Origin of the sequence: Candidatus Pelagibacter communis (assembly GCF_001180205.1) — a bacterium.
Lineage (GTDB): Bacteria > Pseudomonadota > Alphaproteobacteria > Pelagibacterales > Pelagibacteraceae > Pelagibacter > Pelagibacter ubique_O.
The window spans coordinates 1-16,312 of the sequence record NZ_CVSU01000107.1; the positions used below are offsets into that span (position 1 = coordinate 1).

The 16,312-nt window shown below is 28.7% G+C and carries 22 protein-coding genes; 17 read left to right on the plus strand and 5 right to left on the minus strand.

Annotated elements, in window-relative coordinates; all coding sequences use genetic code 11:
• A partial coding sequence (locus AMO08_RS04750) for a metal ABC transporter solute-binding protein, Zn/Mn family (protein WP_179850752.1) occupies positions 1-435 on the minus strand: 435 nt, incomplete at its 3' end.
• Between the two features lie 72 nt (positions 436-507).
• Between AMO08_RS04750 and AMO08_RS04755 the strand changes: the two genes are divergently transcribed.
• From AMO08_RS04755 to AMO08_RS04770, 4 genes are read left to right on the plus strand one after another with little or no spacing between them, the layout of a single operon-like run.
• Positions 508-1,254, plus strand: a complete 747-nt coding sequence (locus AMO08_RS04755; RefSeq protein WP_075485718.1) for an ATP-binding cassette domain-containing protein — start codon at positions 508-510, stop codon at positions 1,252-1,254.
• Position 1,255: 1 nt separating this feature from the next.
• Positions 1,256-2,059 carry a metal ABC transporter permease gene (locus tag AMO08_RS04760; protein ID WP_075485720.1) on the plus strand — a complete coding sequence of 268 codons (804 nt, stop codon included), beginning with the start codon at positions 1,256-1,258 and terminating at the stop codon, positions 2,057-2,059.
• 24 nt (positions 2,060-2,083) lie between these two features.
• Positions 2,084-2,482, plus strand: coding sequence for a Fur family transcriptional regulator (locus AMO08_RS04765; RefSeq protein WP_075485722.1), 399 nt, complete (start codon positions 2,084-2,086; stop codon positions 2,480-2,482).
• Positions 2,482-3,480, plus strand: coding sequence for an Ldh family oxidoreductase (locus AMO08_RS04770; RefSeq protein WP_075485724.1), 999 nt, complete (start codon positions 2,482-2,484; stop codon positions 3,478-3,480). The genes AMO08_RS04765 and AMO08_RS04770 overlap by 1 nt, the downstream gene beginning before the upstream one ends.
• Here AMO08_RS04770 and xth read toward each other — a convergent pair.
• Complete coding sequence (xth, locus tag AMO08_RS04775) at positions 3,472-4,248, minus strand: exodeoxyribonuclease III (RefSeq protein WP_072090566.1); 777 nt, start codon at positions 4,246-4,248, stop codon at positions 3,472-3,474. The two genes, AMO08_RS04770 and xth, sit on opposite strands and share 9 nt — an antisense overlap.
• Positions 4,248-4,565, minus strand: coding sequence for a HesB/IscA family protein (locus AMO08_RS04780; RefSeq protein ID WP_023853837.1), 318 nt, complete (start codon positions 4,563-4,565; stop codon positions 4,248-4,250). Before AMO08_RS04780 ends, xth begins: the two co-directional genes overlap by 1 nt.
• 50 nt (positions 4,566-4,615) lie before the next feature.
• Between AMO08_RS04780 and AMO08_RS04785 the strand changes: the two genes are divergently transcribed.
• From AMO08_RS04785 to secF, 13 genes are read left to right on the plus strand one after another with little or no spacing between them, the layout of a single operon-like run.
• Positions 4,616-5,734 (plus strand): deoxyguanosinetriphosphate triphosphohydrolase, encoded by a 1,119-nt coding sequence (locus tag AMO08_RS04785; RefSeq protein WP_075485739.1) that lies wholly within the window; start codon positions 4,616-4,618, stop codon positions 5,732-5,734.
• The gene (gene argS / locus AMO08_RS04790; protein WP_075485741.1) at positions 5,731-7,464 is read left to right on the plus strand and encodes an arginine--tRNA ligase; all 1,734 of its coding nucleotides are present in this window, start codon (positions 5,731-5,733) and stop codon (positions 7,462-7,464) included. The genes AMO08_RS04785 and argS overlap by 4 nt, the downstream gene beginning before the upstream one ends.
• On the plus strand, positions 7,464-7,724 hold the full coding sequence (locus AMO08_RS04795; RefSeq protein ID WP_075485743.1) for a hypothetical protein: 261 nt from the start codon (positions 7,464-7,466) through the stop codon (positions 7,722-7,724). The genes argS and AMO08_RS04795 overlap by 1 nt, the downstream gene beginning before the upstream one ends.
• On the plus strand, positions 7,717-8,667 hold the full coding sequence (locus tag AMO08_RS04800) for a glycoside hydrolase family 3 N-terminal domain-containing protein (RefSeq protein ID WP_075485745.1): 951 nt from the start codon (positions 7,717-7,719) through the stop codon (positions 8,665-8,667). Before AMO08_RS04795 ends, AMO08_RS04800 begins: the two co-directional genes overlap by 8 nt.
• Positions 8,668-8,676: 9 nt before the next feature.
• Positions 8,677-9,420 (plus strand): segregation and condensation protein A, encoded by a 744-nt coding sequence (locus AMO08_RS04805; RefSeq protein ID WP_075485747.1) that lies wholly within the window; start codon positions 8,677-8,679, stop codon positions 9,418-9,420.
• Positions 9,413-10,114, plus strand: coding sequence for an SMC-Scp complex subunit ScpB (gene scpB / locus AMO08_RS04810; protein WP_075485749.1), 702 nt, complete (start codon positions 9,413-9,415; stop codon positions 10,112-10,114). Before AMO08_RS04805 ends, scpB begins: the two co-directional genes overlap by 8 nt.
• A 47-nt stretch (positions 10,115-10,161) precedes the next feature.
• Positions 10,162-10,362, plus strand: a complete 201-nt coding sequence (gene tatA / locus AMO08_RS04815; protein WP_023853830.1) for a twin-arginine translocase TatA/TatE family subunit — start codon at positions 10,162-10,164, stop codon at positions 10,360-10,362.
• A gap of 5 nt (positions 10,363-10,367) precedes the next feature.
• Positions 10,368-10,589 carry a Sec-independent protein translocase protein TatB gene (gene tatB / locus AMO08_RS04820; protein WP_023853829.1) on the plus strand — a complete coding sequence of 74 codons (222 nt, stop codon included), beginning with the start codon at positions 10,368-10,370 and terminating at the stop codon, positions 10,587-10,589.
• A complete protein-coding gene (tatC, locus tag AMO08_RS04825; RefSeq protein WP_075485751.1) occupies positions 10,579-11,349 on the plus strand; it encodes a twin-arginine translocase subunit TatC in 771 nt (256 codons plus the stop codon). The genes tatB and tatC overlap by 11 nt, the downstream gene beginning before the upstream one ends.
• Positions 11,342-12,601, plus strand: coding sequence for a serine--tRNA ligase (gene serS, locus AMO08_RS04830; protein WP_075485753.1), 1,260 nt, complete (start codon positions 11,342-11,344; stop codon positions 12,599-12,601). The genes tatC and serS overlap by 8 nt, the downstream gene beginning before the upstream one ends.
• A gap of 55 nt (positions 12,602-12,656) precedes the next feature.
• Complete coding sequence (gene yajC, locus AMO08_RS04835) at positions 12,657-12,950, plus strand: preprotein translocase subunit YajC (protein WP_023853826.1); 294 nt, start codon at positions 12,657-12,659, stop codon at positions 12,948-12,950.
• 14 nt (positions 12,951-12,964) lie between these two features.
• Entirely contained in the window at positions 12,965-14,518 is a 1,554-nt protein-coding gene (gene secD / locus AMO08_RS04840; RefSeq protein WP_075485755.1) for a protein translocase subunit SecD, read from the plus strand.
• On the plus strand, positions 14,518-15,408 hold the full coding sequence (gene secF, locus AMO08_RS04845) for a protein translocase subunit SecF (RefSeq protein WP_075485757.1): 891 nt from the start codon (positions 14,518-14,520) through the stop codon (positions 15,406-15,408). The genes secD and secF overlap by 1 nt, the downstream gene beginning before the upstream one ends.
• Before the next feature lies 1 nt (position 15,409).
• Here the strand turns inward: secF and AMO08_RS04850 are convergent, their stop codons facing one another.
• Together AMO08_RS04850 and AMO08_RS04855 are read right to left on the minus strand one after the other, a co-directional pair.
• Positions 15,410-16,012 carry a urate hydroxylase PuuD gene (locus AMO08_RS04850; protein ID WP_075485759.1) on the minus strand — a complete coding sequence of 201 codons (603 nt, stop codon included), beginning with the start codon at positions 16,010-16,012 and terminating at the stop codon, positions 15,410-15,412.
• A 49-nt stretch (positions 16,013-16,061) separates the two neighbouring features.
• Positions 16,062-16,312, minus strand: a 251-nt coding sequence (locus AMO08_RS04855; RefSeq protein ID WP_143323816.1) for a hypothetical protein, incomplete at its 5' end; no start/stop codon positions are given.

Genomic DNA, 16,312 nt, shown 5'->3' on the forward strand with positions numbered 1-16,312 from the left:
GTCATGATCATCTTCTTTTTTACCATGGTCATCATGATCGTCATGTCCATGATCATCATGGTCATCAAAAATATTTCTTTCTCTAAATTTTAATACTTGCAATCCTTTAATTTCCATTAATTCGATTTTTTCAGCTTTTTTAGCTATAGAGCTCAGAGGTTTTTCTAAGAAACTTTCTATATCTTCACCAACCCAAAATATTAAGTCAGCGTTTTGTAACATTTTTGCGTGCGATGGCTTCATTGCAAATCCATGTGGAGATGCGTATCCATCAACTATTAAATCAGGTTTAGCAACACCATCCATAAGGTAGCTTGCAAGAGAATGTATAGGCTTAATAGATGCAACTACTTTAATATCAGCGTTAGTTGGTGTAAAGAATGTCAATAAAGACAATATTGAAAGGATAAAAGGTATTTTTTTTAGATTTTTCATAAGTAAATAATTTTATTGGTTGTTATAATATAACATTATGTAATAATATAACATTTATAAGTCAAGCAATATATGAGCTCAGAAAATAGTACATTAGTAAAATTAAATAATGCTGGTTTTAAACAAAATAATAAATGGCTAGTGGAAGGTGTTTCATTAACTGTTGAAAAGGGAAAAATCGTTACCCTTATTGGACCTAATGGCTCTGGAAAAAGTACTACCGCAAAAATTGCATTGGGAATTTACAAAAACATAGAAGGAAGTGTTGAGAAATACACAAATAAAGTTGGATATGTTCCTCAAAAAATATCTATTGATTGGACTTTACCGTTAAGAGTTTATGATTTTATGCTTCTAACAGAAAATATTAAAAAAGAGGCAATTGATGAGGCACTTACATTAACAGGTGTTATCCATCTTAAAAATAAAAATTTAGGAAATTTATCAGGCGGTGAATTTCAAAGAGTTTTAATCGCAAGAGCTATTTCAAAAAAACCTGAATTATTAGTTCTTGATGAACCTGTTCAAGGAGTTGATTACACTGGTGAGATTGCCCTGTATGAATTAATAAAAAGAATTTCAGACAGTTTACATTGTGGTATTCTATTGATTTCACATGATTTGCATACAGTAATGACTGCAACTGATCATGTGGTTTGTTTAAATGGCCACGTATGTTGCTCTGGATCACCAATGGATGTTGCTAAAAACAATGAATATAAATCCTTATTTGGTGAACAAGCATCTCAAATTCTTTCTGTATATGAACATAAACATGATCATGTTCATTCAGACAAAGGTGAAATAAAGAAAAACTAATATGTTTGATGATTTTTTTATTAGAGCACTAATTGCAGGTCTAGGTATAGCCCTAGTAACTGGGCCTCTTGGTTGTTTTGTTGTGTGGAGAAGATTATCTTACTTTGGTGATACATTAGCTCACTCAGCTCTACTAGGTGTTACTTTGGCTTACTCGTTTGAATTAAACATTGCTCTTTCAGTATTTATTATTTCATCTTTAATTGCTTTAATTTTAATTCAATTACAGAAGAAAACTAATTTACCTGGTGATGCTTTGCTTGGTCTATTAGCTCACTCTTCTTTAGCGGTTGGATTAGTAGTAATAGGTTTTTTAACCTTTATTCGTTTTGATATTATGGGACTTTTGTTTGGTGATATATTAGCCGTAACAACTGATGATTTATTAATCATCTGGACTGGTGGGGCAGTAATTTTATTAGTTCTAAAATTAATTTGGAAACCATTGTTTGCATCTACAGTTAATTACGAATTAGCAGAAGCAGAAGGGTTAAACCCTGATAGAGCAAAAGCTATTTTTACAATTCTTATGGCCGCTGTAATAGCAATATCAATTAAAATGGTAGGGTTATTATTGATTACAGGTATGCTTATTATTCCAGCAGCGATGGCTAGAAATATTTCTGATAGCCCTCAAAAGATGGTGTTATTTTCAATAATTGGAGGATTGTTGTCAGTATTATTAGGACTATTTTCGTCCTTAGAATTTAATACATCATCTGGGCCTTCAATTATAATGGCTTCTTTGATTTTATTTATATTATCTTTACTTAACATTAAACAATCGATTAAATTGAAAAACTAATAACTAATTGATAAGAATTTAAAAATGCAAAAAGAACACAACCTTTCCAAAAATCAAAAAATTATTTTTGATCTTATTGATAAATCTGGTGGGCCTATGAAAGCTTATTCAATTTTATTTAATGTTCAAAAAAAAGGAATTAAAGCTCCATTACAAGTGTACAGAGCGTTAGATAAGCTAGTTGAAATTGGAAAAATTCATAAGATCGAAAGTAGAAATGCTTTTATCGCTTGTCAGAATTCTAGCTGTCAGGTTTCAAAAGCAACTGCATTTTCAATTTGTGAAAGTTGTGAAAACGTATCTGAAATAAGTAATTCAAAACTTTCAAAATATTTATCTAATTTTTCAGACAATTCAGGAATGAAATATAGCAAATATAATTTAGAATTTTTTGGTTTATGTAAAAAATGTAAATCAAAATAATGAGCACTGTATCCTTAACTTTAGATGAAATATTTGAATTAGCTAAAAAAACTCTTTTAGCAAACGGTTGTGATGATGAAACAGCATCAATACTATCAGACTTAATCAGAAATGCTGAACGAGATGGCTCGGTATCACATGGTCTATTTAGATTACCAGCTTATGTAACAGGTCTTAAAGGTGGAAAGATAAATGGTAAAGGGAAACCCGAAGTAAAAAAAATATCTCAATCAGTAATTAAAGTTGAGGGAAATAATTGTCTAGCACCTGTTGTGTTAAATAAAGGATTACCCGAATTAGCAAAAGCTGCAAAAGAAAATGGTGTAGCGGTATTAGCAATAAATAATTCACATCATATGGCTGCTATGTGGCCTGAAACAGAAAAATTAGCAGAAGATGGTTTAGTTGCATTTGCTTGTACATCTTACAAGCCTGCTGTAGCACCTGCTGGTGCTATAAAACCATTATTTGGAACAAACCCAATTTCGTTTGCTTGGCCACGTCCAGGTAAAACACCAGTTGTTTATGATATGGCAACAGCTTCAATGGCGATGGGAGAAGTTCAAGTTGCTAAAAGAGAAGGGCACAAAGTTCCACTTGGAACTGGTTTAACTAAAGATGGTAAAGAAACAACTGATCCAGGGGAAATTGCCGATGGTGGAGTTTTATTACCCTTTGGTGGTTACAAAGGATCTGCAATTGCAATGATGGTAGAATTAATGGCAGGCGCATTAGTTGGTGACAATTTTAGTTTTGAGACAGCAGCTAAAGATAATAATGATGGCGGTCCTCCGAGTGGCGGTGAATTCATACTAGCTATTAACCCAGATAAAACATCAGGTACTAATTGGCAAAAACATGCTGACGAATTTTTTGAAAAAATGAAATCAATGGGTGAAGTAAGATTACCTGGAGAAAGACGTCATAAGAATAGAATGGATACTGGTCCAAGAAATATTAACAAAGAATTGGTAAATAAAATTAAATCTTTAAGCTAAATTAATCTCAATTGGTGTGTGATCAGAAGGCTTTTCTCTTCCACGTGGATCTTTATTAATATTAATATCTTTAATTTGATCGATTATAGAATTTGAAACTAAAAAATGATCAATCCTCATGCCATTATTTTTTTGCCATGCGCCTCTCATATAATCCCAAAATGTATATCCTTCTTTATCTTCATAAAAATGTCTGTAGACATCATTAAAACCAAGATTAATCATTTCTCTAAATTTTTTTCTTATTTCAAGTCTGTATAAAGCATCGTCTTCGAAACTTTTAACATTATAAACATCTTCTGCTGAAGGTATAATATTGAAATCACCAGCTAAAATAATATTTGAATTTTTTTTAGATAAAGTTTTTAATTGCTTTATTAATTGATTAAGCCAATCTTTTTTATAATCATATTTTTCAGTATCTACAGGATTACCATTAGGGGTGTAAATATTTATTAATTGTATATTTTTTTTCTTATGTTCAAATTCAGCTGAAATTATTCTTGATTGTTTTAACTTATCCTTAATTAAATCTGTTTTGACATTTTTTAGTTTATTTTTAGATATAATTGCTACACCATTGTAACTTTTTTGACCAAAGACATGACTTTCATAGTCCATTGATGAAAAATCATCATATGGAAAATTTACATCTTCAGTTTTGATTTCCTGCATCATTAAAATATCAGGTTTATATTTTAATAAATAGCTTTTGATATTTTCAATTCTTGCTCTTACCGAGTTTACATTCCAAGATGAAATGAGCATTAAAGTGAAAAAGAAACTCCACAACCACATGAAGATTTGGTTTGTGGATTAGAAATTTTGAATTGTTCACCTATAAGTTCAGACACATAATCAACCTCAGATCCTTTAAGCAAATCAGCTGAAGTTTTATCAATTAAAATATTTTGATAATTTAAATCATCATCTTGTTTTGATTTATCAAATGTAAATTCATATTGAAAACCAGAACATCCTCCACCTTTGATAGCGATTCTGAAGAATGATCCTTTGTCTTTTTTTGATAACAAATTATCTATTTGTTTTAACGCTTTATCCGTAAATTTAATTTCTTTAATCATGTCTGAACACTGATATTACTAATATAATACTTAATTATTTAAATTAAAGGATGAAAAAAGACACTTTGTTAGGCGTATTTAAAAGTAAAGGCAGACTTAATAAAGAAGCTAATTCAAAATACAGATCTCCTTTTCAACGTGATAGAGATCGGATAATACACAGCGCATCATTTAGAAGATTAAAGCATAAAACCCAAGTATTTGTTAACACTGAAGGGGATCATTTTAGAACAAGGATTACTCATTCAATTGAAGTTGCTCAAATAGCAAGATCAATTGCAAAATATCTAAAATTAAATGAAGATTTAGCTGAAACCTTAAGTCTTGCTCATGATTTGGGTCATACACCATTTGGTCATGCAGGAGAGGATGCTTTAGATGAATGTATGGAAAATTATGGTGGTTTTGATCATAATCTTCAGACACTAAGAATTGTAATGTTTTTAGAAAATAAATATTTCAAATTTGCTGGATTAAATTTAACTCTTGAAACTTTAGAGGGACTTTTAAAACATAACGGACCAGTAGACGATCTAAGCATGATCGACAAACTAATTGGATCAAAAGTTTTCAAAAATAAGATTAACTTTAATACGTATCCATCATTAGAAGCTCAAATATCAGCAATATCAGATGATATTGCTTATAATAATCATGATATTCAGGATGGAATCAAAGCTAATTTATTTAAGCTTGAAGAATTAGTAGAATTAAATTTTTTCAAAAATATTTACCAAAGATATAAAAACAAAATAAATAAAAAAAATTATAAAATTGCTATTTATCAAATCATCAGAGATTCGATAGATATTATGATTAGAGATTTACTAAGTAATACAGAAAAAAATATTAAAAAATTTAAAATTAAGTCATTAAAAGATGTGTCAAAATCAAATCAATTAATAGTTTCTTTTTCAGGTAAAATAGAAAATTCAGAACAAGAAATTAGATCATTTTTAAGACATAGAATGTATGACAATAAATCGGTGCTTAATAAGAATCAAAGAGGTAAAATGATAATTAAGAAATTATTTAAAATAATTAAATTAAATCCTAGAAAATTTCTTACTAAAGAGCAATTGACTAAAGACAAATATAGAGCTATTTCAGATTTTATATCTGGCATGACAGACAGATACGCAATTAACCTTTATAACGATAATAAATGAACATTTTTGAATTATATCTAGATAAAATTAAATCTATTATTGTTGAGCTTAGTAAAAAAAATCAACTCATCGTTCCAGAAACTTTCAATGGTATTAATGCGGAAATACCACCTCCAAAATTTGATTGTGATATTTCAACTAATGTTGCAATGGTTTTATCCAAACTAAATAAAACCTCGCCAATAGAATTAGCAGAAAAACTTGCATCTGAAATCAAAAATAGCGATGATCAAATAGACAATATATCTATTGCTAAACCTGGTTTCATAAATATTAAATTTAAACCTTCTTTTTGGTCTAACTTTATCAAAGAAATTATTGATAATGCTGAAAAATTTGGAATTAATGAGAAAGAGAAAAAAAATAGTTATCTGGTTGAATTCGTGTCAGCTAATCCTACAGGGCCATTACATGTTGGTCATTGTCGAGGAGCTATCTTAGGTGATGTTATATCTAATGTATTAATATTTAATAAACATAAGGTTACAAAAGAATATTATGTAAATGATTATGGTAATCAGATTATAAATTTTACTAAATCTGTGTACTTTAGAATAAGGGAAGTAAAACTTAATGAAAAATTCCCACAAGATAATCCTGATTTATATCCAGGTGATTACCTTATCGATTTTGCAAAAAATATAGTTTCAGAAAATTCAGATTTAAATTTTGATGAATATGATCAAATAAGTGAAAAGTTAACAGCTTTATCAATAGAACAGGCGCTACTTTTAATTAAAAAGAACCTTAAGAGTTTAGGTATTAACCATGATAATTTTGTTAGTGAAAAAAGCATTGTTTTAAATAACGAAGTAGAGAGTGTAATAAAATTTTTAGAAAAGAATAAATTTGTATACAAAGGAAAAATTAAAGCTCCAGCTGGTGAAGATGATAAAAACTGGGTGGAGCGAGAACAGTTACTTTTTAAATCTACTGATTTTGGTGACGATAAAGATAGAGCATTGCAAAAATCAGATGGAGCATGGACTTATTTTGCAAGCGATGTTGCTTATCATAAAAATAAAGTAGATCGTAAATTTGATTATTTAATAAATATTCTTGGCGCAGACCATGCTGGATATATCAAAAGAATTTCATCTTCAGTTGAAGCTTTGTCAGGAAAAAAAGATAAATTAATCTGTAAAATTAGTCAGCTTGTAAAATTAATTAAAGATAACAAACCATTTAAGATGTCTAAAAGAAAAGGTGACTACATTACGGTTGATGATTTAATTAAAGAAGTTGGAAAAGATGCAACTAGGTTTATTATGCTTAACAGGAGTAGTGATGTAGAATTAGATTTTGATTTTGATGCTGTTAAAGAAAAATCAAAAGATAATCCGTTATATTATGTTCAATATTGTTATGCCAGAATTTCATCTGTCTTTAGACATATTGATAAAGATTTAAATTCAAAAATTGAATTGAATGATTTTAGTTTTGAATACTCAAATGATGAGATCAAAATTTTAAAAAAGATTTCAGAATGGCCTAAATGCATTGATGCAGCTAGTTCAAAATTAGAACCACATAGAATACCTGTTTATTTATATGATCTTGCCTCAGAATTTCATTCTTATTGGAATCTTGGTAAACAAAACCCAGAAAAAAGATTTATTAATGATCAAAAAACAGTTTCACCAGATAAATTAATTTTTTTAAAAGTAATATCTAACGTTGTAAAATCAGGAATGGATATAGTTGGTGTAGATACACCAGATAAAATGTAATGCTAAAAGAAATTAAGTATTTAATCTTTATTATTGTAATTGCTTCATTTATTTTTTTGACTGGTAGATATTATTTTTCAGATGAAAATAAGAAAAAATCATACAGATCTTATAAAAATAATGATGAAAAAATTAAATTATATTCAAAAAATCTACCTGTTTTGGAAAACGACACACAAAATGTAATAGAATACGTTAAGCAAACAAACAAAAAAAAGAAAAAAAAGTTTAATTTTTGGAAACTTTTAGAGAATGATTAAGAATAGAAGAGCTTTTATTGTTGGTTTAAAATCATCAAAATTATCAAACAAAGAGATTACTTTTTTAAATAAATATAAACCATGGGGAGTTATTTTATTTTCAAGAAACATAAGTTCAATTGAACAAACTAAAAAATTAACTGATAAAATAAAAAAGATATTTAAAGATAAAAAATACCCAATACTAATTGATCAAGAAGGTGGCCGAGTAAATCGATTAAGTAAAATTATCTCATTTGATAATTTAACCTCTGAATATTTTGGCAATTTATTCACAAAAGATAAGAAAAAATTTAATATTATTTATAAATTATTTATCGATAAGACTTCGTATTTACTTAAATCAATCGGTGTTAATATAAATACCGTTCCTGTTTTAGACCTTCGTGTTAAAGGAGCTAGCAACATTATTGGTGATAGGTCTTTTTCAAAAAATAAAAAAAATGTCTCTAAAATTGGAGATATTTGTATTAATTATTTTCACGAAAATTCTATTGGAACTGTGATGAAGCATATACCAGGGCATGGATTAGCTAAGGTAGATAGTCATAAATTTACTCCTATAGTTACTAAAAACTTAAATTATTTGAATAAAAATGATTTTTTTCCATTCAAGAAAAAACAAAGCTATTTTGCAATGACAGCACATGTAATATATCGAAATATAGATAAGTTAAATACAGCTACACACTCTAAAAAAATTATAAATTTAATTAGAAAAAAAATTGGCTTTAAAAACATTTTAATTTCAGATGATTTATCAATGAAAAGTTTAAAAGATGATTTAAAAACTAATACTATAAAAACATTTAGTGCAGGTTGTAATCTTGCACTTCATTGTAATGGCAAATTGTCTGAAATGAAGGTGGTTGGCGATAATTCACCAAAGGTTAGTAATTTTATAATAAAAAAAACATCGTTATTTTATAAAATTTTAAGTTAATATCTGAGCATGACTATTTCTGATTCTGCATTATTTAATGTTGATATTAATAATTATAATGGCCCTCTAGATGTCCTTTTAGATTTAGCCAAAGCTCAAAAGGTAGATCTTGAAGAGATATCAATTACAAAGTTAGCAGATCAGTTTCACGATTATATTACAAAAGAAAAAGATTTAAATTTAGAAATTGCGTCAGAATATTTATTAATGGCAACTTGGTTAGCTTATTTAAAATCTAAATTATTACTTCCAGGAACACCAGAAGAAGAATTTAAAGTTCAAGAAGTTGCTGAAAAATTAAAATTACAACTTAAAAAATTAGAATTGATAAGATTGCTTTCTGAACAAATGTTGAAAAGAAAAAGATTAGGAAGAGAAATTCGATCAAGAGGAATGAAAGGAAATATACGATCTATTTATAGCACAGAATATAATTTAAGTTTATTTGAGCTTCTTAAGTCATATTCAACAATTATTATGACCAAGGACTTTCAAAAAATGAATATTCCTAAATTACCTGTATTTACTACAGAAGATGGAATTAAAACAATAAGAGAATTTTTCGGTAAATTAATTGATTGGAAGAAATTAGACGATTTGATTCCTCAAAATTTTAAAAGTAATTCAAAATATAAAAGTACGGGTAAAGCAGGTATATTTGCTGGATCGTTAGAATTAGTTAAAGAAGGAAATTTAACCATGAAACAAGATAAATTATTTGATGATATTTATGTGAAGGAAAATAATGATTAAAAAAGAAAAGATTAAAAAAGATAATATTGTTAAATTTCCATCTAAGTTAACTGATTTAGAAAAAGAAATTGAAGCAGTTATTTTTGCTGCTGCAGAACCATTAGATATTGATACAATTGAAAGTAAAATTACTAAAAAGGGCAGTGTTGCAAAATCATTAGAGAAGTTACAACAAGAATACTCTCAACGTGGTATTAATTTAGTTTGTATTAAAGATAAGTGGTCGTTTAGAACTTCACCTAATTTATCTAATATCATGTCACAAGAGAAGACGGTAGAAAAGAAACTTTCTAGAGCTGCTGTGGAGACTTTGGCTATAATCGTTTATCACCAACCTGTTACTAGAGCTGAGATTGAGGAGATAAGAGGTGTTGCATTCGGAACGAATACTCTTGAAATATTGATGGAACTTAACTGGGTAAAACCAGGAGGTCGAAAAGATGTACCAGGTAGACCAATTCAGTATGTTACAACTGATGAATTTTTAAGTCATTTCAATCTTCAAAAATTATCTGATTTACCAACAATTGATGAATTAGGTGCTGCTGGATTAATTGACAGTTCTAGTGTTGATAATGCGATTTTTGGTACTGGTAAATTCTATAAAGAAAAACAAGAAGAAAAAAAAGAAGATATTTATTCTAATATTGATGAGATGTTAAACAGCACTCTTGATACAGAAGAGAAAGATTAACAAAAAAGTAACTTTTAAATTAACCATAAAAAGGTTATAAGTTTTTCATGAGCATAGGAATTTGGCAAATAGCAATCGTAGTTATATTAGTAGTCTTATTATTTGGACGAGGTAAAATCTCCAGTCTGATGGGTGACGTAGCTAAGGGAATTAAAAGTTTCAAAAAAGGAATGGCGTCAGATGTTACTGACGATACAGAGCCAAAAAATATATCCGACGAAAATAAAGACTCAGAAAACAAAGATTAAATCACATGCCTACTATTGGTTGGTTTGAGATATTAATTGTAGTTGGTATTGCAATTGTTGTTCTTGGTCCAAAAGATTTTCCAATCATGTTAAAGAAAGCAGGTTCTTGGATAGGGACTGCAAAAAGATATGTTAGCAACATTCAAAATGAGGTTTCTAATTTAGAAATTGATGAAGAAAAAATTGATAATGAAATAAAAAAAGAAACTAAAAAAGATGAGCAATGAAGAAAATGAAGGTGGATTTGTTAGCCATCTAACAGAACTAAGAAAAAGATTAATACATAGTTTTGTATTTCTAATAATCTTTTTTGTTATTTGTTATATTTTTGCAGAACATATCTACGGTTTTTTAGTTGATCCTTTTGCTCAAGCGGTAAAAGATGATGGATCTGATAGAAGGCTTATCTTTACCGCCTTACAGGAAACTTTTTTAACGTATATCAAGGTATCTTTTTTCACAGCTTTTTTCGTGACCTGTCCATTTATTCTAATGCAAATATGGAAATTTATTGCTCCAGGTTTATATAAACATGAAAAAGTTGCTATACTTCCATACCTTATCTTAACACCAATCCTTTTCTTTTTGGGAGGTATGCTTGTTTACTATTTGATAATGCCTCTAGCTATTAAATTCTTTTTATCATTTGAAAGCACAGGGATGTCTACAAGTTTACCAATACAATTAGAAGCCAAAGTAAATGAATACTTGTCACTTGTTATGAAGTTAATTTTCGCATTTGGAATAAGTTTCCAACTACCTATAGTCTTAAGTTTATTAGCAAGAATAGGAGTTGTTGACAGTCAATTTTTAAAAGAAAGAAGAAAGTATGTAGTAGTAATTATATTTGCTGCTGCTGCATTACTTACACCACCAGATCCAATTACTCAAATAGGTTTAGCTATTCCTTTATTAATTTTATATGAATTATCAATATTTTCAGTAAAATTTATAGAAAACAAAAATTTAGAAAAAACTGATGCATAATTTAAAAGAAATTAGAAAGGATTTTTCAAAATTTGAAAAAGATCTCGAAAAACGTTCAGTTAAAATTGATTTTAATAATTTAAAAAAGCTTGATGAGTTAAATAGAGATTTAATTCAAAAGAAAGAAAATTTAGAAAAAGAAAAAAAAGATATTTCAAAATCTAAAGATGAAAGTTTATTCAAAAAATCCAAAGAAATCTCTATTGAATTAGAAAAGATTGCTGAGCAACAAAAAAATACTAAAACTGAATTAGATAACATTTTATCAAGTATACCAAATATACCTCATCAGGATGTTCCAAATGGAAAAGATGAAAATGACAATGTGGAAGTTTTAAAAGCAGGTAAAGTTCCTGAGTTTTATTTTAAACCAAAATCACACTACGAACTTGGAGAAAAATTAGGTATGCTTGATTTTGACCTTGCAACCAAAACAACTGGTTCAAGATTTGTATTTGTAAAAAAAGATTTAGCATTATTGGAACGTGCATTATCTAACTTTATGTTAGACACCCATATTGTTCAAAATGGCTATCAAGAGATTTCACCTCCATTGATAGCTTCTGACAATACAATGTATGGAACTGGCCAATTACCAAAATTCGAAAATGATCAATTTGAAATAAAATTTGATGAAGGATCTGATAGAAAATTTTTAATTCCAACTGCTGAAGTAATTTTAACAAACATTGTTAAAGACAAAATTGTTGACCAAAAAGATTTACCCATGAGATTTGTTGCCTCAACACCTTGTTTTAGAAAAGAAGCTGGCAGTTATGGAAAAGATACCAAAGGAATGATTAGACAACACCAATTTTATAAAGTTGAGATGGTTAGTATTGTAGAAAAAGAAAATTGCCTAGAAGAATTAGAACGAATGACAAATTGTGCAACAGATATTCTGGATAAGCTAGAGCTGCCATATAGAAAAGTAATTTTATGCTCGGGCGATATGGGTTTCAGTGCTGAAAAAACCTATGATATTGAAGTATGGTTACCATCAGAAAACAAGTACCGTGAAATATCATCATGCTCTTCTTGTTCAACATTTCAGGCACAAAGAATGAAATCAAGATACAAAAATAAAAGCAAGGAAACTGTTTTTGTTGGAACATTAAATGGAAGTGGTTTAGCTGTGGGTCGAACTTTAATTGCTGTACTAGAAAACTATCAACAAAAAGATAGTTCGATTATTGTTCCTAAAGTACTGCGACCGTATATGAATAATTTGGAATTGATTTCAGCTAAATAAAGTTGTTTTAATTACATAGATAGTATAAGTATTCACATAATTTATAAGGAGATTTATGGAAGGCTCAGGAATAGGACAATTTATACCGTTAATTTTAATATTTGTTATTTTTTATTTTTTCTTAATCAGACCACAGCAAAAAAAAGTTAAAGAGCACAAAGCAATGGTTGAAAGTCTTAAGAGAGGTGACAAGGTTGTTACTTCTGGTGGAATTACAGGTACAGTGGAGAGACTTATAGACAACGATAAAGTTGAAGTTGAAATTGCTGAAAACGTAAAGGTTGAGATAGTTAAATCAACTGGTATTCAAAGTCTTGTTAATACAAATACACAAGAAGTTAAAAAATAATTATTTTTAGTTAAGTGCTTTATTTTTCTAAGTTAAGAATTTTATTTATAACTCTTTTTTCAGTTTTATTTATTTTAATTGCTTCATCAAATCTTTTTAAATTTGATGATGATTTTTTTGATAAAAAAATTAATTTAGGATTGGACCTTCAGGGTGGATCATATCTATTACTTGAAATTGATAATGAACCTGTAATTGAACAAAAATTACAAAACTTAACAACAACAATTAGAAATTACTTCAAAGAAAAAAACATTAAAATCAACAATATTAAAATAGATAATCAGAATATTTTTTTTAATGTAACAAATAATGATAAGCAATCTGTCTTAGATGTTTTTCAGGACGAAAATAGTGACCTTAACCCTTATTACCCAAGATTTAAATCACATCAGTTAGAAATTGAAGATACAGGGTTAAATTTAAAAGTTAATTTTTCAAGACAGGGTTTAATTAAACTTAAAACTTCTTCTCAAGATCAAGCTATAGAAATAGTAAGAAGAAGGGTAGATGAGGTTGGAACTAATGAACCCAACATACTTAAAAGAGGAAATAACAGAATTTTAGTAGAGCTTCCTGGATTAGATGATCCAATGAGAATAAAATCATTACTTGGTAAAACTGCAAACCTTACTTTTCGCTTTGTAACAAATGATGAAAATGATCGTTTCGGAGTTGAAAAGTTAAAATTTGAAAATGGCCTAGAAGAAGCCACAGTTAGTAAAAGAATTATAATAAGTGGTGAAAATTTACTCGATGCACAACCAAAAATGGATACTCAAGCTAACCAAACAATTGTTTCATTTACTTTAGATAGAGTAGGTGCAAAGAGGTTTGGTAAGGCAACATCAACTGGTATTGGAAAACAATTAGCAATCGTTTTAGATGGTAAAATTATTAGTGCACCTGTAGTTAGAGATACGATTGCTAGTGGTTCTGGTCAGATAAGTGGTGGCTTTACTTTTCAAACAGCAACTGATCTAGCTTTATTATTAAGATCAGGAGCATTACCAGCTCCATTAGAAATTATTGAAGAAAGAACGGTTGGACCTGATCTTGGACAAGATTCAATTAATGCAGGAATGATTGCCTTAGCAATAGGTTTTATGTTGGTGATAATTTTTATATTCGTAAAATATAAAATTTTTGGATTAATAACCAATGTAACATTAATAGTTAACTTGTTTATACTTTTAGGTGTTTTAACTTTATTTGAGGCTACTTTGACATTACCTGGTATTGCTGGGATCATTTTAACTGTAGGTATGGCAGTTGATGCAAATGTTTTAATTTTTGAGAGAATTAAGGAAGAATTAAAAGACGAGACTAACAATATTTTGGCTTTTGATGGTGGGTATACCAAATCAAGAACAGCAATTTTAGATGCTAATATTACGACATTATTAGCAGCAATTATTTTGTTTTTTATGGGCTCAGGTCCAGTGAAAGGTTTTGCTGTAACTTTAGGAGTTGGAATATTTACAACACTATTTTCCGTCTACTTTATTGCAAGATTGTTCACGAGTATTTATGTATCAAGAAACAAAAATAAGGAAAAATTAATTTAATGATTGCTTTTAACAAATATTATAATCACTTTAATTTACTCTCATCAATTTTAATTGTTGTTTCATTATTGTTGTTAATTTTTAAAGGACTTAACTTTGGTATAGATTTTAAAGGTGGTACTTTAATTGAATTAAGAGCTTCAGATTCTAAAATAAATGTAAGTTCATTAAGAGATAGATTTAATCAAATGGATTTAGGAGATGTATCAGTGAAGAAATTTGGAAATGATACAGATTTTTTAGTTAAATTTGAAAACAAAGATAATAAAAAGAATATTATTGAAGAAATTAAGATCAATTTAGATAAATCTTTTGGAAATAACTATGATTTAAGAAGAGTAGAGAATGTTGGGCCAAAGGTAAGTGCTGAATTATTAAAATCTGGAGTAATAGCAATATCTTTATCGTTAGCATTAATGCTGATTTACATTTGGATTAGATTTGAATGGCAGTTTAGTTTAGGTGCAATTTTAGCTTTGTTTCATGATGTAATTGTAACTCTTGGAGTTTTTTCTTTATTTAGCTTAGAAATAAACTTGTCAATTATAGCAGCTGTATTAACAATCGTAGGATACTCTATGAATGATACAGTGGTCATTTTCGATCGTGTCAGAGAAAATTTAAGAAAATATTCAGATATAAAAATTTTTGAATTAACAAATATTTCAATTAATGAAACATTATCAAGAACAATAATAACATCTGCAACTACTTTACTTGCATTGTTAGCAATTTATTTTTTTGGTGGTGAAATATTAAAAGGGTTTTCATTAGCAATGATACTTGGTGTTGTTTTTGGAACTTATTCCTCAATTTATATAGCTAATACTGTTTTGGTTAGACTAAGAGTTTCTCAAAAAACTGTTCTTAGAGAAGATGAGAAAAAATAATTTAATATAAGTTTTGAGCTATTACCATTGTTAGCAACATTGGTAATGATAATAGGGTATTTGTTCTTGAGAAGAGCATTGCAGTTTTAGCTGACTTTGCCTTAGTCTCTGGATCAGTTTCAACCATTCCTAAAGCTCTTTTTTGATTTGGCCAAATAACAAACCATACGTTAAATGCCATTATAATTCCTAGCCACATTCCAATACCTATAGCTGTATGCTTAGGTACACCCGAACCTATACTTAAAGTCATTGCATCATGAAGATATCCATTAAGATAAGCAAGAATTAAACCTGAAAGAACAGTTATCGCTGCAGCCCATCTAAAGTAAAATAATGCAGCAGGAGCAATTACTTTGCCAATGGCTGGTTTTTGTTCATCTGGAATTTTTCCCATGTTTGGAATTTGAACAAAATTGAAATACCACAATAATCCAATCCACATAATTGCAACAATCACATGTATGTATCTAAACAACCAACTCCAGAACAATGTATCAATAGCTATCCCATCGTTTAAATAAAATAATCCTAAAAACAATATTATTGCTAACGCAAGTGATGCGTGGACTGTTTTTGATAATGATGACAATAAACTACTCATGATTCTTAATAACTATACACTAATTTTTGAATATTTTTAAGTTGTTAAATTAAGCTAGAAGAGGTTTTAAAAATTGACCAGTATAACTATCTTTTACTTTACATACTTCCTCAGGTTTTCCTTCGGCGACAATATTACCACCCTTTACACCACCTTCAGGACCCATATCCACAATGTAGTCGGCTGTTTTAATAACATCTAGATTATGTTCAATGACAACTACTGTATTTCCAAGTTTTACAAATGTATGAAGTATCTCTAAAAGTTTTTTAATATCATGTTGATGTAAACCTGTGGTTG

Coding starts and splice junctions, on each gene's coding strand:
- yajC (WP_023853826.1), top strand. CDS start 12,657: ATGGAAGGCTCAGGAATAGGACAATTTATACCGTTAATTTTAATATTT.
- tatA (WP_023853830.1), top strand. CDS start 10,162: ATGAGCATAGGAATTTGGCAAATAGCAATCGTAGTTATATTAGTAGTC.
- AMO08_RS04800 (WP_075485745.1), top strand. CDS start 7,717: ATGATTAAGAATAGAAGAGCTTTTATTGTTGGTTTAAAATCATCAAAA.
- AMO08_RS04770 (WP_075485724.1), top strand. CDS start 2,482: ATGAGCACTGTATCCTTAACTTTAGATGAAATATTTGAATTAGCTAAA.
- AMO08_RS04785 (WP_075485739.1), top strand. CDS start 4,616: ATGAAAAAAGACACTTTGTTAGGCGTATTTAAAAGTAAAGGCAGACTT.
- AMO08_RS04755 (WP_075485718.1), top strand. CDS start 508: ATGAGCTCAGAAAATAGTACATTAGTAAAATTAAATAATGCTGGTTTT.
- AMO08_RS04765 (WP_075485722.1), top strand. CDS start 2,084: ATGCAAAAAGAACACAACCTTTCCAAAAATCAAAAAATTATTTTTGAT.
- argS (WP_075485741.1), top strand. CDS start 5,731: ATGAACATTTTTGAATTATATCTAGATAAAATTAAATCTATTATTGTT.
- scpB (WP_075485749.1), top strand. CDS start 9,413: ATGATTAAAAAAGAAAAGATTAAAAAAGATAATATTGTTAAATTTCCA.
- tatC (WP_075485751.1), top strand. CDS start 10,579: ATGAGCAATGAAGAAAATGAAGGTGGATTTGTTAGCCATCTAACAGAA.
- tatB (WP_023853829.1), top strand. CDS start 10,368: ATGCCTACTATTGGTTGGTTTGAGATATTAATTGTAGTTGGTATTGCA.
- secF (WP_075485757.1), top strand. CDS start 14,518: ATGATTGCTTTTAACAAATATTATAATCACTTTAATTTACTCTCATCA.
- AMO08_RS04760 (WP_075485720.1), top strand. CDS start 1,256: ATGTTTGATGATTTTTTTATTAGAGCACTAATTGCAGGTCTAGGTATA.
- xth (WP_072090566.1), bottom strand. CDS start 4,248: ATGCTCATTTCATCTTGGAATGTAAACTCGGTAAGAGCAAGAATTGAA.
- AMO08_RS04780 (WP_023853837.1), bottom strand. CDS start 4,565: ATGATTAAAGAAATTAAATTTACGGATAAAGCGTTAAAACAAATAGAT.
- AMO08_RS04850 (WP_075485759.1), bottom strand. CDS start 16,012: ATGAGTAGTTTATTGTCATCATTATCAAAAACAGTCCACGCATCACTT.
- AMO08_RS04795 (WP_075485743.1), top strand. CDS start 7,464: ATGCTAAAAGAAATTAAGTATTTAATCTTTATTATTGTAATTGCTTCA.
- AMO08_RS04805 (WP_075485747.1), top strand. CDS start 8,677: ATGACTATTTCTGATTCTGCATTATTTAATGTTGATATTAATAATTAT.
- serS (WP_075485753.1), top strand. CDS start 11,342: ATGCATAATTTAAAAGAAATTAGAAAGGATTTTTCAAAATTTGAAAAA.